Consider the following 14381-nt stretch of genomic DNA (forward strand, 5'->3'; position numbering starts at 1 on the left):
GAAGAGCTGAAACCGAATTCGAGCAGATAGCGAAGGTGTGAACATTGATTCGTCGACACTTCCGGCGTAGTGGCCTGAGAGCTGCTGCCGTGCTCGCGGCCACCGGGGTCCTCACAGGCGTCGTGGCCGGAGTCGGCGCAACGTCCGCCTCGGCGGACGATCCGGTCATCGCCTCGAAGTCCCTGTTGGCCGACCCGCAGTCGCCCGACGGATCGCGTATCGAGAAGGCCACCTACAAGGACGACCGCAGCATCCGGCTGTACGTCCATTCGGCGGCGATGAACCGCACCTTCCCGGTCGATGTGCAGCGCCCCGCCGACGCGTCGGTGCCGCGCCCGACCCTGTATCTGCTCAACGGCGCGGGCGGCGGCGAGGACGACGCGTCGTGGCAGAAGAAGACCGACATCGTCAACGGCTTCCTGTCCGACAAGAACGTCAACGTCGTGCAGCCCATCGGCGGTAAGTGGAGCTACTACACCGACTGGCTGAAGGACGACCCGAACCTGGGCCGCAACAAGTGGAAGACCTTCTTCACCGAGGAGCTGCCTCCGCTGATCGACGGCGCGCTGGGCACCAACGGCGTCAATGCCATTGCGGGCCTGTCGACTTCGGGCACCTCGGTGCTGAACCTGGCGATCGCCAAGCCGGGTCTGTACAAGTCGGTGGCCGCCTACTCCGGCTGCGCGGAAAGCAGCACCGACGTCGGCCGCGAAGCGGTGAAGCTCACCGTCAACACCTGGGGCGGCGGCGACGTGCGCAACATGTACGGCGACGACGACAACCCGGCCTGGCAGGACAACGACCCGCTGCTGCACGCCGATCAGCTGCGCGGCGCGAACCTGTACATCTCCTCGGGTAACGGCCTGCCCGGCCAGTGGGACACCCTCAACGGCCCCTACGCCCTGCCCGGCGCCTACGGTCTGGGCAACCAGCTCGTCATCGGCGGCGTCATCGAGGCCGCGACCAACTACTGCAGCCACAACCTGCAGGGCAAGCTGGACTCGCTGAACATTCCGGCGACCTACAACTTCCGTAACTCCGGCACCCACTCGTGGGGCTACTGGCACGACGACTTCCTCGACTCGTGGCCGGTGCTGGCCCGCGGTCTGGGCATCTGACCGGCCCGAACGAACCACCGAATCCGCCTCGATCGCCATCGCGATCGGGGCGGATTCGCCATTTTCCGCGGGCTGTCTCACTAAAAAGTTCGGTTGGCCGTAAACTATTTTTCATGAATGCGATCACCGTCGAGGCCAGGCCCACGCGCCGGAATCGGCTGCGTTCGCTCGTGGTGCTGCTGGGCCCGGCTTTCGTGGCGGCGATCGCCTATGTCGATCCCGGGAATGTGGCCTCCAATATCAGCGCCGGCGCGCAGTACGGCTATCTGCTGGTGTGGGTGGTCGTCATGGCGAATGTGATGGCCGCGCTGGTGCAGTACCTGTCGGCGAAACTGGGGGTGGTGACCGGCCGCTCGCTACCGCAGATCGTGCGCGAACGAGCCGGGCGCCCGGTCCGGCTGGCCTATTGGGGTCAGGCCGAATTGACCGCGATGGCAACCGATCTCGCCGAAGTCGTCGGTGGCGCGATCGCCTTGAACCTGCTGTTCGGCCTGCCGCTGCTGCTCGGCGGCGTGATCACCGGCGTGGTGTCGATGGCCCTGCTGGCCGTGCAGAACCGCCGCGGGCAACAGCCGTTCGAGCGCGTGATCATCGGCCTGCTGGCGGTGATCGCGATCGGGTTCCTGGCCGGTGTGGTGATCTCGCCGCCCTCGCCCTCCGGGGTGGCCGGCGGGCTGGTGCCGCGTTTCGACGGGGCGCAGAGCGTCCTGCTCGCCGCCGCCATGATCGGCGCCACGGTGATGCCGCACGCCATCTATCTGCACTCCGGACTGACCCGCGACCGGCACGGCCGCACCGAGCCGGGCCCGCGCCGCAGTCGCCTGCTGCGCGCGACCCGGATGGATGTCGGCCTGGCCATGATCATCGCCGGCGCGGTCAATCTCGCGATGCTGCTGATGGCCGCCGCCACGCTCGGCGGCCGCGATGTCGACTCGATCGAATCCGCCCACGCCGCGGTCCGGGAGGTTCTCGGCCCCTGGGCCGCGCTGCTGCTGGCCGTGGCCCTGCTGGCCTCCGGGCTGGCCTCCACCTCGGTGGGTGCCTACGCCGGCGCGATGATCATGGACGGGCTGCTGCGCCGCAAGGTGCCGCTGCTGCTGCGCCGCGTGGTCACCTTGATTCCCGCTCTGCTCATCCTCGCCGCCGGTGTGGACCCGACCCGCGCGCTGATCGTCTCGCAGGTGGTGCTGTCCTTCGGCATCCCGTTCGCGCTGATCCCGCTGGTGCGGTTCACCGGTGATCGCAGCCTGATGGGCGCGGACGCCAATCATCGGGCGACCACCGTGGCCGCGTGGCTGATCGCCGCCGTGATCAGCGCGCTGAACCTGCTGCTGATCTATCTGACCGTGGCCGGTCGCTAGCGGCCGTCGTCCGTCGATAGTGTGCGGCGATCTCGTCGCTGGTGGTCACCCACACGCCCGGATGGTTCACCACGTACTCGAGCGCCTCGTCCAGATAGCGGTGCCGGAACGCCTGACCGGTGACGAACGGGTGCAGGGCCAGCGCCAGCACCCGGCCGCTGTCGGCGGAGTCGGCGTAGAGCTGGTCGAGTTGGTCGCGGACCATGCGGACGAAATCGGGTCCGGTGAGGCCCTTGCTGACGAAGATGCCGATGTCGTTCAGTTCCACCGAATACGGAACGCTCAGCATCCCCGGCACATTCAGCCGATAGGGCTGATCGTCGTTGGTCCAGTCGAGGACGTATTCCAGCCCCAGTTCGGCCAGGAGCCCGGGCGTGTGGAAGGTTTCGGTGAGTCCGGGACCCATCCAGCCCCGCGCACGGCGGCCGGTGGTCTTCTCGATGGTCGAGACGATGTCGGTCAGAACGCGGCGCTCCTCCTCCAGCGACAGTCCGGTGTGCAGGTGGCTGTTGCTGCTGCCGTGCGCGAGCCAATCCCAGCCGCGTTCCTTCCCGGCCGCGATGATCTGCGGATACCGTTCGCCCACATCGGAATTCAGCAGCGCGCTGGCGCGAATCCCGTATTTGTCGAGCAGCTGGATCTGGCGCCAGATGCCCACCCGCGGGCCGTAGTCGCGCCAGCCGTAATTCAGCGCGTCCGGCGTCAGTGCGGTGGTGCCCTCGTAGGTCGCGGTACCCGGCAGGTCGACGTAGAAATGTTCGATATTGAGGCCGACGTAGAACGCGACTCGCTTACCGTCGGGCCAGTGGATCGGCTCGCGCTCGGTGATCGGGGAGTAGTCGTACAGTGTGATGTCCGTGCTCATGCCGGTATCGTCGGACCTTGACATAGATGTGAAGGTCAACCGAAAGTCGTTGTGAGGTAGAGCATATGCGAATCGGTGAGTTGGCGGAGCGGACCGATACCTCCCGGCGGCTGCTGCGCTACTACGAGGAGCAGGGGCTGATCCGGGTGCGCCGCTGCGCCAACGGCTATCGCGACTACGACGAGCGCCTGGTCGATCAGATCCTGCACATCCGCGGACTATTGGACGCGGGCCTGCCCACGCGGATCATCAAGCAGATCCTGCCCTGCCTGGACGATCCGCGCGACATCCATTTCGCCGACGCCACACCGGAAATCATCGCGACCCTCGAACATCAGCGCGACCGCCTGACCCAGCGCATCGACCTGCTCACCCGCAACCGCGACGCCATGACCACCTACATCGGCGAACTACGCGGCTGCGCCCGCCCGGCGTCGTAGCGACAACCGCCGGAGTTCCCCACGCCGGCCTTACGCCCCCGTCTCTGCGGCGCGGCGGTAGCCTCGCACGGCCGGGTAGCCGAAGACCACGATCATGCCGAGGACCCAGGCGACGGTCTTCCACAGGGGTTCGGCGACGGGGCCGTCCCAGCAGAGTCCGCGCATCGCGTCGATGGCGGTGCTCATGGGCTGGTTCTCGACGACCTTCTGCAGCCAGGTGGGGTAGGCGAAGACCGGGACGAAGCCGGAGTTGAAGAACATCAGCAGGGTGTTGATGATGCTGACGATGTTGACCAGCATCACGCCCTCGGAGACGGTGGCCAGGGCGGTGACCATCACCGCGAAGCCCACGCCGAACAGCACCGGGATGCCGATCATGGCCAGGGAGGCCAGCGGACCGTTCCAGAAGCGGAAGCCGATGCAGACGCCGACCGCGATCACGAACAGCGTGGTCACCAGGACGCGCAGCGCCTCGGCGAGCAGTCGCCCGGTGAGTCCCGCGGCCCGGTGGATCGGCATCGTCCAGAAGCGGCCCAGCAGGCCGGTGTACTTCTCGGTCTTGAAGCCCAGCGCGCTGACCACCGCTCCGGACATCGCCGCCACCAGGGTGATCAGGGGGACCGTGCCGTAGACGCTGGGCATGCCGGTGGCCGCGGTGATCGAATCGCCGAGCACGATCCGGAACATCAGCAGGGTCAGGGCCGGGTAGATCAGCGTCTGGATGGTGGTCGCGGGGTCGCGCGCCCACACCATAAGCAACCGCTTGCACTGGATCAGGCTGTGCCGTGCCCAGGTCGCGACCGACCGCTCCGATCGAGCCGCGACCCTCGGCAGCGGCGTCTTCCAGCCGAGAGTTTCCGGAGACGCCTCGGTGGCATCGATGGTCAGACTGCTCACGATCGCCTCACACTCGCCCACACCGCCAGCGGAACGAAGGCCGCCGTCAGACTGATCAACCACACCAGCGGCACCCACAGCACATGCCAGCTCACTCCGCCCGCGGCCATATCCCGCAGGGCGAAGGAGAACTGGGAGACCGGCTGATTGCGGGCGAACGGACGAATCCACGCCGGGAATCCGGATTCCGGCACGAAGCCACACGAGAGCATGCCGAGAATCAGCGTCGGCAGCGTCAGCGCCTGACTCAGCGCCTCCGGACTCTTGGTGAAACTGCCCAGCGCGTCCGCGCCGATCGCCAGCACGGTCCCGACGGCCAGCGAGAACGCGCAGAACAGCACGGCCTGGCCGAGTCCGGCGGTGAACCGGAAACCGATCATGTATCCGAAGATCAAGGCCGCGATCAGTGAGGTCACCGAACGCACCAGGCCCGCGCAGATGCGGGAGACCAGCGGAACCATCGGCCCGATCGGCATGGTCTGCATGCGGGTGTGCAGACCGGTCATCGATTCGAAGGCCGCGATCTGCGCATTCGACATCATGGTGAACGACATGGTCTGCAGCACGATGATCGGCATCACGAACTGCGCGTAGTCGATGCCGCGGAACTGCATCACATACCGCAGCGGCAGATAGAACCCGAGGGTGAACACCAGCGGCGTGATCACCGCGACGACCAGTTCACCCTTGGTCGCCATCGTGCGCACGATCCGCCCGGTCAGCGCCCGCCACTGGGCGAAGCTGGAGATCCGCGCCTCGGGCATCTGCGCGAAGAGGCGGGCCTCGGCGGCCACCGGCGCGCTCATTGATGTCCGCCGGAATGACCGGTGATGGACAGGAACACGTCGTCGAGCGAGGGCCGCCGCAGCGCGATATCGGCCAGTTCGAGGCCCGCGGCGTCGAGGCGGCGTACCGCCTCGGCGAGGGTGCTCGCCCCGTCGGGGGCCGGAATGGAGATCCGGTCGCCGGCGAATTCGTGCCGCAGGGCCTCGGGGACCAGCTCCCCGAGGGCGGTCACCGCCTTGCGCAGCTGCGTCGGATCCAGCGGGACCACCTCGCAGTAGCTGCCGCCGGTCTTCTCCTTGAGTTCGTCGGCGGTCCCCTCGGCGATCACCGTGCCCTTGTCGATGACGATGATGTTGTCGCTGAGGACGTCGGCCTCTTCCAGATACTGCGTGGTCAGCAGCACCGTGATGCCCTGCTCCTTGAGCGCGTTGACCAGATCCCAGACACCCTGGCGGCTGCGCGGATCGAGGCCGGTGGTCGGCTCGTCGAGGAAGACCACCTCCGGGCGCACGACGAGCCCGCAGGCGATGTCGACGCGGCGGCGCATACCGCCGGAGTAGTGCCGGACCGCGCGCTTACCGGCGCCGACCAGATCGAACTCCTCGAGCAGGGTGTCGGCGCGGCGGCGGGCGTCCTTCTTGGGCAGACCCATCAGCCGGCCGAACAGTTCGAGGTTCTCGCGGCCGGAGAGATTCTCGTCCAGCGCCGCGTATTGCCCGGTCATCATGATCGAGCGCCGCACCCCGGCCGCATCGGCGACCACGTCGTGCCCGGCCACCGAGGCGCTGCCCGAATCGGGTCGCAGCAGGGTGGACAGGATCTTGACCATGGTGGTCTTGCCGGCGCCGTTGGGTCCGAGGATGCCCAGCACCGAGGCGCGGGCGGCGGTGAAGCTGATGCCCTGCAGGGCCTGCACCTCGCCGAAGGATTTGCGCACATCGTCGACCACGACGGCCGGATCGGCACCCGATACGCGCACCGCGGTATCGGCACCGCCGGCGGCGTCGGAACCGGCCCGCGTTGCTGCCGCGCCGGTACCTACTCGGGACGCTGCCGCGCCGGTACCCGCCCGGGACGCTGCCGCGCCGGTGTCGGCGTGGGACGCTACCGCGTCGGTACCGGCCTGAGACGCTGCCGCGTCGGTAGCGCCCGAATCCTCACGCGGTGTGTGCGATCCTGCGTTGTCCAAACTCGGCATCAACTCTCCACTATCGGCCGGGCCGCGACCGGATTGTCCGGAACGCTGATCTTTGTCCCGGATGATGGATACCTTCCACCGGGCGCGATGTTACTTCGTCCGGCTGCGCGGCTGTCGGTGCCGCGAGCTCGGGACGCCGCTCGCGGTCCCGAATTTTTCCATCGCGGTAGGTTCTACCGCGATCTGAAACGTGGTGAAGTCGAAATGCGGCAGCGCCCGTAATCTGTGGCGTTGGTCACACTTCCGGTGCTCAATCCGCTCCGATCACCATTGTCGCTGGTCCGGACGCGGACCGGATGGTTCGTAGGATGTTCGCGGTTGTTGTCGCCCGCCCGGAGGGCACCATAGTCTGACGACCAGGGGAGCGGTATCCGATTCATCCGCACCCTCCTGCGGCATCGTCGCCCGCCCGCTGCTGGTGCACACGTCGAACGATTGCCGAGGTCTCCGCCGGCGAGAGGGTGGCCAATGGCCGAGATGCTGAAGTCCCACGATCCACGCACCGGCGAGCTCATCGGGGAATATCCGATCCTGGACGCGGCCGCGGTCACCGACGTCGTGCGCGCCGCCCGCTCGGCCGAGACCTGGTGGGCGGCAATCGGATTCGCCGGGCGCAAGCGGTGGCTGCTGGAATGGAAGCGCAGTATCGCCCGCAATGCCGGCGAGCTGGCCGAATTGATCTGCATGGAGTCGGGTAAGCCGCGCGTCGATGCCGCGATCGAGATCATGCTCGCCGTGGAACATCTGAACTGGGCCGCGCGCAATGCCGAAAAGCTTTTGGGGCGAAGCAAACTCGCCTCGACCTGGCTCACCCGCAATCAGCGCGCGTCGGTGGGCTACCTGCCGCTGGGCGTTGTCGGGGTGCTCGGCTCGCCGAACAATCCGGTCTTCACGCCGATGGGCTCGATCGCCTATGCGATGGCCGCCGGCAACGCGGTGGTGTTCAAACCCAGTGAGCTCACCCCGGGTGTCGGCGTGTGGCTGGCCGACAGCTGGGCGGCACTGGCGCCGAACAAACCCGTCCTGCAGGCGATCACGGGAATCAGCGCTACCAGTGCCGAACTGTGCCGCGCTCGGGTCGACAAGATCGCCTACGCCGGCTCGGAGGCCGGTGCGCGCGAGGTGATCGAACTGTGCGCACCCACCCTGACGCCCGTCGTGGTCGAGAAGGCCGGCAAGGGCACGATGATCGTGCACGTCGACGCCAAACTCGACACCGCGGCCGAAGCGGCGGTGTTCGGTGCCATGTCCAACGCGGGGCAGAGCCCGGCCGGTATCCAGCGGGCCTACGTCGCGGACTCGGTCTACGAACCGTTCCTGGAACGGGTCGTCGCCCGGGCGCGTTCGCTGCGTCCCGGCGGCGACCGCAAGGCCTCCTACGGGCCGATGATCATGGATGCCCAGGTCGACGTGGTTCGTCGTCAGGTCAAGGACGCGATCGCGCGCGGTGGCCGGGCCGTGGTGGGCGGTCTGGAGTCGATTCGCGAACCGTATATCGAGCCGATCGTGCTCACCGACGTGCCCGAGGACAGCCAGGCGATCACCGCGGAGGCGGTCGGGCCGGTGCTGATCGTGAATCGGGTGGCGAATATCGACGAGGCCATCGACCGCATCAACGCCGCCGATCAAGGACTGGCGGTCTCGGTGTTCACCCGCGACGTGCGGGGCGTCGCCGACTTCGCCGAACGCATCAGAACCGGTGTGGTGACGGTGAATTCGACCATGGCCTACGCCGCCAATCCGGCCCTGCCCTTCGGCGGTGTCGGCGAGTACGGGCAGGGACATACGCACGGCGAGGCCGGGTTGCGCGAATTCAGCCGGACGCTGGCGATCGCGGAGAAGCGCTATCGGGCGCCGGTGGATCTGTCGAGTTTCGACCGGCACCCGCGCCATCTGCGGCTGACCCGGGCGATCTTCCGGATTCGTCACAGCCGCTTCTAGCCGCGGCCGCCCCGCCTGGACCGCTACGCCTGGACCGCTAGGCCTGGACCTGTTCGCCATGCGCCGTCTCGGGCGGCGAATTCCAGCCCAGCAGAACCGCTTCCATCAGCGCGCACACCCGGGCGACATGTTCCGGCCGATTCTCGAAGCGCACCCGCCGCCCGACATCGACCACCTGGGCGATGGCGGCATGGACGCGGCAGCGCGCCTCGGCCGGGTCGTCGTCGAGCAGATGCGCCCACTCGAGCACGTTCTGACGCTGCACCGAACGCAGTTTCTGCTGTTCGGCCGCGGGCAGATTCGAGAATTCGGCGAAGTAGACCGGCAGGATCTCCGGCGTCGAGAAGGTCAGCCGCGCGAACCGGGCGGCGATGCGCAGCGCGGCGTCGGAGCGGCTGGTCGCCTCTGCCAGCGCCTCGGAATTCGCGATCGCGACGCGTTCGCCGGTGCGGTGGAACGCGGCGGCCAGCAGATCGGATTTGCTCGCGAAATAGCGGTAGACGCTGGACGCGTTGATCCCGACCGCGGCGCCGATCTCCTCGATACTGGCCTCGTGATAGCCCTGGCGGCCGAAGATGCGGATCGCCTCGGTGAGCAGCTGTTCGCGTTTGGAACTCAGCGGCAACCCGCGCACCGGCGTCCCGGTGGCCGCCGGATCCGGCAGCGGCGGCAGTTCGGTGTGCAGGAGCGACCAGCACATATCGAGGATCAGATCGGTGAGCCGCGCGTTGGACAGGGCGGTGCGATGGGCGGTGATACTGCCGATCACGCCCAGCATGCCGGTCGCCAGCAGTTCGACATCGGCGGGCGGCGCATCCGGTCGCAGCGCGGCGACCGCGGATTCGATCAGATCCTGCAGTTCGTCGTAGATCACCCGGATGCGGGCGCGGTCCTCCCGCTCGAGGTAGCGGCGCTCCCAGCGGTACAGCCCGCCCTCGCGGCGGACATCGATGGTGTGCTCGGCCAGAGCGCGGATCAGCGCGGTGAGGCGCGTTTTCGGATCGAGCCCGGGTTCGTCGGCGGCCTTGGCGGCGTCGAGCAGTTGCTGGGCGCCGGCCTCGGCGGCGGCCACCAGCAGTGCGTACTTGTTGGCGAAGTGGCGGTACAGCGCCGGCCCCGAGATGCCCACCTCGGCGGCGATCTCGTCGACGCCCACCGGGTGATAGCCACGTTCACTGAAGGCGCGGGCGGCGACCCGCACGATCTGTGCCTTGCGATTCTTCGGCCGACGCCGGGGCGTCGTGGTGGTACCCGGTCGCGCGGATGCGAGCCCGGCCTCGCTGCGATCCGCGACCATACACCTCTCCTTCTGCGTTTCGGCTCGTCGACGGCGCCGACTGGTTGACAGCGCCGGACAAGTCAACATAAGTTAACCACAATTCGCAAAGTTAACCATCATTCTCGTATCGTCGCCACCGGCGGCGGCCCACCTGGGAGTAACCATGAGCGATCACGACCACACCCCCGGCCTCACCATCGTGCGGGACGATCGCGTTTTGCGGGTGACCATCGACAATCCCGGTCGCAAGAACGCTCTCAGCTACGACGCGATGATCGCTCTCGGTGACACGCTGAGCAACGTGGCGCAGGATTCGTCGATCCGCGTGGTCGTGCTGACCGGGGCGGGCGGTGACTTCTGCACCGGCGCCGATCTGGCCGCGGCGGCCGCCGAGAAGGAGCGGGGCATCACACCGGAGATGACCATGGACGGCGCGAACCGCATGGTCCGCTCGATCATCGACGCGCCGGTGCCGGTCATCGCGCGGGTACGTGGTGCCGCCGCGGGAATCGGTGTGGCGCTGGCGCTTTCCGCCGATTTCACCTATGCCAGCGAGGAGGCCTATCTGCTGCAGGCCTTCATCAACATCGGCCTGATGCCCGACGGTGGCGCCGCCGCGCTGGTGGCCGCGGCATCCGGGCGGGCGCTGGCGGCGGAGCTGGCGCTGCTCGGGGAGCGGCTGCCCGTCACCGAGGCGTACCGGCGCGGGCTGCTGGCCGGGGTCCTGCCCGCCGGCGAACTCGATGCGAAGGTCGAAGCCGTGGCGGCCAAACTCGCCCACGGCCCGCGCCGCGCCCTCGAACTCACCAAGCGCACCCTCAACCGCGCCGCGCTGGCCTCGCTGGACGAGGCGCTCGCCGCCGAGAAGGCCGGGCAGGCCGAGTTGCTGCGCGGACCCGATTTCGCCGAGGGCGCCGCGGCGATGCTGGGCAAGCGCAAAGCGGTATTCGCGCACTAGGAAGCCCGAGCCGAACCAGCGGCCACCTACTCGGTCACCGAGCGCGTTCGATGGCGTCGCTGCCCGGGTGGCTAGCCGCCCGCGCTCCCGTCCTCCGGAAGCGCCGCGTCCAGAGCCGCGTCGAGCGTCTGGTCCGGCGTCGCCGCCGGATAGTCGTAGCCCACCCAGCGGTTGCGGTTCGCCCAGCCGACCAGGTCGTATCGCCAGCGGAACGGCCAGGTCCGCGACACCGTCATGAACAGCACCGCGCCCAGTGCCGCGTAGTCGTCGTGCGCCGACAACAGCGCGCGCTGCTGGCGCGGGGAGGCGGTGAAGAAGGCCTCGAACATCGAGATCGACTGCGCGGTCGTCAACCGCCCCAAGCCGTAGAGGCCGCGCATCCGCATCCAATACACCAGCCGCGCCTGCCACGGCCACAGCGCCGCGACCGGATCGGAACCCGTGCGCACCGCATCGACCAGCGGGTCGACCAGGGCGAACGAATCGGCGACGCTGTAGCCGGTGCACGGATGCATCATTCCGCCGCGGGAGCCGAACGGAACCGGGTCGTGTCCGCGCACCGAACCACGCATCGGCGGGGGTGGCTGATCCAGCGGATAGTGCGCGGCCTCGGACGGCTCGTCACCGCGCAGCCGGATGCCGTGCGCGGCGAGCCGATGCAGGGTGCGCCGGCGCAGTTCGTGTTGCGGCATGCCGCCGCGCTGGCCGAGACTGGTCTCCTCGAAGATCACCGTGCCGTCGCCGAGCGGGACGGCGTACAGGAACGAGGGCGGCTCGTCCGGACCCGCGCCGTTCTCGTCACGCCAATCCAGCAGCAGCCCTTCGCCGTCGCCGACCATCGGCGCCGCCCGTTCGGCGTCGACGAAGATGCCGTGCGCGCTGGCGGTGCGCCGCGCCCCCGGCGACGCGAGCCCGCGGGTGTCCACCACCGTGGCGGCCGTGATCGTGCTGCCGTCCTGCAGGTCGACGCGATGAGCGTCGACAGAGGTAGCGCGACCGGCCAGCACGGTGGCATCGTCTAGAGGTAGCGCATCGCGTAGCCCGGGCTTGGAGAGTACGCAGTACGGCCTTTCGATTCGATGCGGCGTCTGCGTCCAGACGGTGGGCGCCTCGATGCGCTGGGCGATCGCGCTGTGTGGCAGCCACGCGGGAAGTTCGTCGACCCAGCAGGAGAAGGTCGGCGGCCACAGCCGCTCGGGCCGCGGGTCCACCGCCACCACGTCGAGCCCCGCCCGCATCGCGCGGTGCGCGACGGCACGGCCGGTCGGCCCGAGCCCGACCACGCACAGATCGGCTCGACGGACATGCTGCGCACTCATGGCCGCATTCTCCCAGCCCGGCCCCGCATCGCCGCGGGGGCCGTGGATGTTACGCCCCGAAAACTCGTGGCGTAGCAATTCGCGTCGTGAAATACGTTGGGGCAGTTCATAACCTGAGACCACGGGCGCCGTCGGGGGTGCTCGCCGATTGCTGGTGGCCAGGGAGAACGATATGCGAAGGTTTCGAGACACGGGGCGGGCTCCGCGGCACAGATCCATGCCGCGGATGATGAGTACGGCGGTGGTGGCCGCCGCCGCCCTGCTGATGTGCCAGGGGAACGGTGCGGCCGATCCCGCGCCGGCGCCCGGTCCGACCGGCTCGGACTCGGCGATCGTCCGCGTCCGCACCGACGATCCGCGCCATCAGTCGTTGTTCGTGCACTCCGCGGCGATGGGGCAGGACATCGAAGTGCAGGTGCAGCGGGCCGCCGATACGAGCGCCCCGCGTCCGGTGCTGTATCTGTTGCTCGGCGCCGGCGGCGGTCTCGACGGCTCGACCTGGGCGACGAAAACCGATGCGCTGAAATTCCTCGCCGACAAGAACGTCAACGTGGTGACGCCGATCGGTGGCATGTTCAGCTATTACGCCGACTGGCAGCGCGACGATCCGCACCTGGGTCACAACAAGTGGCGCACTTTCCTGACGCAGGAACTGCCGCCGCTTCTGAACACGTATCTGGATGCCAACGGCCGCAACGGAATTGCCGGCTATTCGATGTCGGCCACCACGACCCTGGCGCTCGCGGCGACCACCGGAGACCTGTTCTCCGCGGTCGGCTCCTACAGCGGATGCGCGCAGACCTCCGATCCGGTCGGACAGGAATTCGTCCGGCTCACGGTCGAGACGTGGGGATGGGGCAATGCCGAGAACATGTGGGGACCGCCCGGCGATCCGGACTGGGTCGGCAACGATCCCTACGTACACGCGGAGGGCCTGCGCGGCAAGGCCATCTACATCGCGAACGGCAGCGGACTGCCCGGGCCCTACGACACCTTGAACGGCGAATACTCGCTGCCCGGGGAATGGGGTTACGCCAATCAGCTCGTGCTCGGCGGCATCATCGAATCGGCGACGAACTACTGCGCACACAACATGCAGGCACGGCTGGACTCGCTGAACATCCCCGCCACCTATGACTTCCGGCCGACCGGCACGCACTCCTGGGGTTACTGGCAGGACGACCTGAAGAAATCGTGGCCGGTGCTGGCCTCGGGCCTGGGACTGTAACCGATGCGCGGCGATCGCAATCCCACTGCGCGCGCGATACTCGCGCTGGTCCTGGGGGCGTTGATCGCCTGGGCCGGCGCCCGTGCGCCCCAGGCCGCGGCCTTCCCGGCCGAAGTGCCGTATTTGCCGGGCGCCAACGATTTCGGCTGCCGGACCACCGCGGACAAGCCTTATCCGGTGATTCTGGCCCACGGCGCAGCCACCGACGCCGGGCGCAGTTTCGCGGTACTCGCACCGCAATTGCACCGGCTCGGCTTCTGTGTTTTCGCTGCCGATGTGGGACGACTGCCGTTGTCGAATCTGGGCGCCAATGGTGTGCCCGATCCGAAATGGGCGGGATTGGGTCCGGCGGCCGCGGCGGTGGAGGGCAACGGAATCTACGGCGTGGCCGATATCGCCACGCAGGCAACGGAATTGGGTGCCTTCGTCGCGCGGGTCCTGGATGCGACCGGAGCGGCGAAGGTCGTCATGGTCGGCCATTCCACCGGTGGCACGGATATTCGTGAATTCGTGCGCCACCGCCCCGAGCAGGTGGCGAGCGTGGTCACCGTCGGCACGCCGTATCGCGGATCGACCTTCGCCGGGCTGCCGGCGATGTTCCCCTTCTACGGCGCGCTGGGCATGGACGGACCGGCGGTTGCGGCGCAGGTCTTCGGACCCGCCGGAGCCGAACAGGCGCCGGGAACGCCGACCCTGAACCGGTTGAACGCCGACGGTGAGACCCATCCGGGAATCCGCTACACCGCCATCGCCAGCCGCGACGATACGGTCATCACCCCGCCGGAGACGGCCCTGTTGAGCGATCCGCAGGGCGGCAACCGAAACATCTGGCTGCAGGACGGATGCCCCACCCTCGTCGTCGCCCACGACGCGATGCTGTCGGATCCGCGCGCGCTCGCCGAAATCACCGCCGCCGTCGCGGGCACGCCGCCCCCGCCCTGCTGAGGGCGCTGATTCGTCACCGGGCGCCCAGGTGTGGCCGGACGGCGGC

Annotated in this window: 13 protein-coding genes; 7 read left to right on the forward strand and 6 right to left on the reverse strand. The window is 68.2% G+C overall.

The features are described 5' to 3' along the window. Window positions 1-89 precede the first annotated feature (89 nt). Window positions 90-1118, forward strand: coding sequence for an alpha/beta hydrolase family protein (locus IG65_RS0103455; protein WP_030513343.1), 1029 nt, complete (start codon window positions 90-92; stop codon window positions 1116-1118). Window positions 1119-1276: 158 nt separating this feature from the next. Continuing rightward, window positions 1277-2479, forward strand: coding sequence for an Nramp family divalent metal transporter (locus IG65_RS0103460; protein ID WP_228796414.1), 1203 nt, complete (start codon window positions 1277-1279; stop codon window positions 2477-2479). On the opposite strand, the gene IG65_RS0103465 is transcribed toward IG65_RS0103460, so the two are convergent. After that, a complete protein-coding gene (locus IG65_RS0103465; protein WP_051755267.1) occupies window positions 2430-3344 on the reverse strand; it encodes a polysaccharide deacetylase family protein in 915 nt (304 codons plus the stop codon). The two genes, IG65_RS0103460 and IG65_RS0103465, sit on opposite strands and share 50 nt — an antisense overlap. Window positions 3345-3409: 65 nt before the next feature. On the opposite strand from IG65_RS0103465, the gene IG65_RS0103470 reads away from it, so the two are divergent. Then, complete coding sequence (locus IG65_RS0103470) at window positions 3410-3784, forward strand: MerR family transcriptional regulator (protein WP_030513346.1); 375 nt, start codon at window positions 3410-3412, stop codon at window positions 3782-3784. A 30-nt stretch (window positions 3785-3814) separates the two neighbouring features. On the opposite strand, the gene IG65_RS0103475 is transcribed toward IG65_RS0103470, so the two are convergent. From IG65_RS0103475 to IG65_RS0103485, 3 genes are read right to left on the reverse strand one after another with little or no spacing between them, the layout of a single operon-like run. Then, window positions 3815-4672: an ABC transporter permease gene (locus IG65_RS0103475; RefSeq protein WP_369801464.1), complete on the reverse strand. Its 858-nt coding sequence runs from the start codon at window positions 4670-4672 to the stop codon at window positions 3815-3817. Between the two features lie 5 nt (window positions 4673-4677). Next, the gene (locus IG65_RS0103480) at window positions 4678-5487 is read right to left on the reverse strand and encodes an ABC transporter permease (protein WP_030513348.1); all 810 of its coding nucleotides are present in this window, start codon (window positions 5485-5487) and stop codon (window positions 4678-4680) included. Further along, entirely contained in the window at window positions 5484-6665 is a 1182-nt protein-coding gene (locus IG65_RS0103485; RefSeq protein ID WP_231509037.1) for an ATP-binding cassette domain-containing protein, read from the reverse strand. Before IG65_RS0103485 ends, IG65_RS0103480 begins: the two co-directional genes overlap by 4 nt. Before the next feature lie 477 nt (window positions 6666-7142). Between IG65_RS0103485 and IG65_RS0103495 the strand changes: the two genes are divergently transcribed. After that, window positions 7143-8606, forward strand: coding sequence for an aldehyde dehydrogenase family protein (locus tag IG65_RS0103495; RefSeq protein WP_030513350.1), 1464 nt, complete (start codon window positions 7143-7145; stop codon window positions 8604-8606). 37 nt (window positions 8607-8643) lie between these two features. On the opposite strand, the gene IG65_RS0103500 is transcribed toward IG65_RS0103495, so the two are convergent. Then, window positions 8644-9903, reverse strand: a complete 1260-nt coding sequence (locus IG65_RS0103500) for a TetR/AcrR family transcriptional regulator (protein ID WP_051755270.1) — start codon at window positions 9901-9903, stop codon at window positions 8644-8646. A 145-nt stretch (window positions 9904-10048) separates the two neighbouring features. Here IG65_RS0103500 and IG65_RS0103505 point away from each other — a divergent pair, with 145 nt between their 5' ends. Then, complete coding sequence (locus IG65_RS0103505; RefSeq protein ID WP_030513352.1) at window positions 10049-10843, forward strand: enoyl-CoA hydratase; 795 nt, start codon at window positions 10049-10051, stop codon at window positions 10841-10843. 71 nt (window positions 10844-10914) lie between these two features. Here IG65_RS0103505 and IG65_RS0103510 read toward each other — a convergent pair whose 3' ends face one another. Next, window positions 10915-12162 carry a lycopene cyclase family protein gene (locus IG65_RS0103510; protein ID WP_030513353.1) on the reverse strand — a complete coding sequence of 416 codons (1248 nt, stop codon included), beginning with the start codon at window positions 12160-12162 and terminating at the stop codon, window positions 10915-10917. Between the two features lie 229 nt (window positions 12163-12391). On the opposite strand from IG65_RS0103510, the gene IG65_RS0103515 reads away from it, so the two are divergent. Beyond that, on the forward strand, window positions 12392-13390 hold the full coding sequence (locus tag IG65_RS0103515; protein WP_231509038.1) for an alpha/beta hydrolase family protein: 999 nt from the start codon (window positions 12392-12394) through the stop codon (window positions 13388-13390). A 3-nt stretch (window positions 13391-13393) separates the two neighbouring features. Further along, entirely contained in the window at window positions 13394-14335 is a 942-nt protein-coding gene (locus IG65_RS0103520; RefSeq protein ID WP_081879239.1) for a triacylglycerol lipase, read from the forward strand. The last annotated feature ends 46 nt before the right edge of the window (window positions 14336-14381 follow it).

Source organism: Nocardia sp. NRRL WC-3656 (assembly GCF_000720265.1).
Lineage (GTDB): Bacteria > Actinomycetota > Actinomycetes > Mycobacteriales > Mycobacteriaceae > Nocardia > Nocardia nova.

Excerpts from the sequence above, each read along its gene's own strand:
- IG65_RS0103470 (WP_030513346.1), top strand. The coding sequence starts at position 3,410 with ATGCGAATCGGTGAGTTGGCGGAGCGGACCGATACCTCCCGGCGGCTG.
- IG65_RS0103515 (WP_231509038.1), top strand. The coding sequence starts at position 12,392 with ATGAGTACGGCGGTGGTGGCCGCCGCCGCCCTGCTGATGTGCCAGGGG.
- IG65_RS0103500 (WP_051755270.1), bottom strand. The coding sequence starts at position 9,903 with ATGGTCGCGGATCGCAGCGAGGCCGGGCTCGCATCCGCGCGACCGGGT.
- IG65_RS0103480 (WP_030513348.1), bottom strand. The coding sequence starts at position 5,487 with ATGAGCGCGCCGGTGGCCGCCGAGGCCCGCCTCTTCGCGCAGATGCCC.
- IG65_RS0103520 (WP_081879239.1), top strand. The coding sequence starts at position 13,394 with ATGCGCGGCGATCGCAATCCCACTGCGCGCGCGATACTCGCGCTGGTC.
- IG65_RS0103465 (WP_051755267.1), bottom strand. The coding sequence starts at position 3,344 with ATGAGCACGGACATCACACTGTACGACTACTCCCCGATCACCGAGCGC.
- IG65_RS0103495 (WP_030513350.1), top strand. The coding sequence starts at position 7,143 with ATGCTGAAGTCCCACGATCCACGCACCGGCGAGCTCATCGGGGAATAT.
- IG65_RS0103510 (WP_030513353.1), bottom strand. The coding sequence starts at position 12,162 with ATGAGTGCGCAGCATGTCCGTCGAGCCGATCTGTGCGTGGTCGGGCTC.
- IG65_RS0103505 (WP_030513352.1), top strand. The coding sequence starts at position 10,049 with ATGAGCGATCACGACCACACCCCCGGCCTCACCATCGTGCGGGACGAT.
- IG65_RS0103485 (WP_231509037.1), bottom strand. The coding sequence starts at position 6,665 with ATGCCGAGTTTGGACAACGCAGGATCGCACACACCGCGTGAGGATTCG.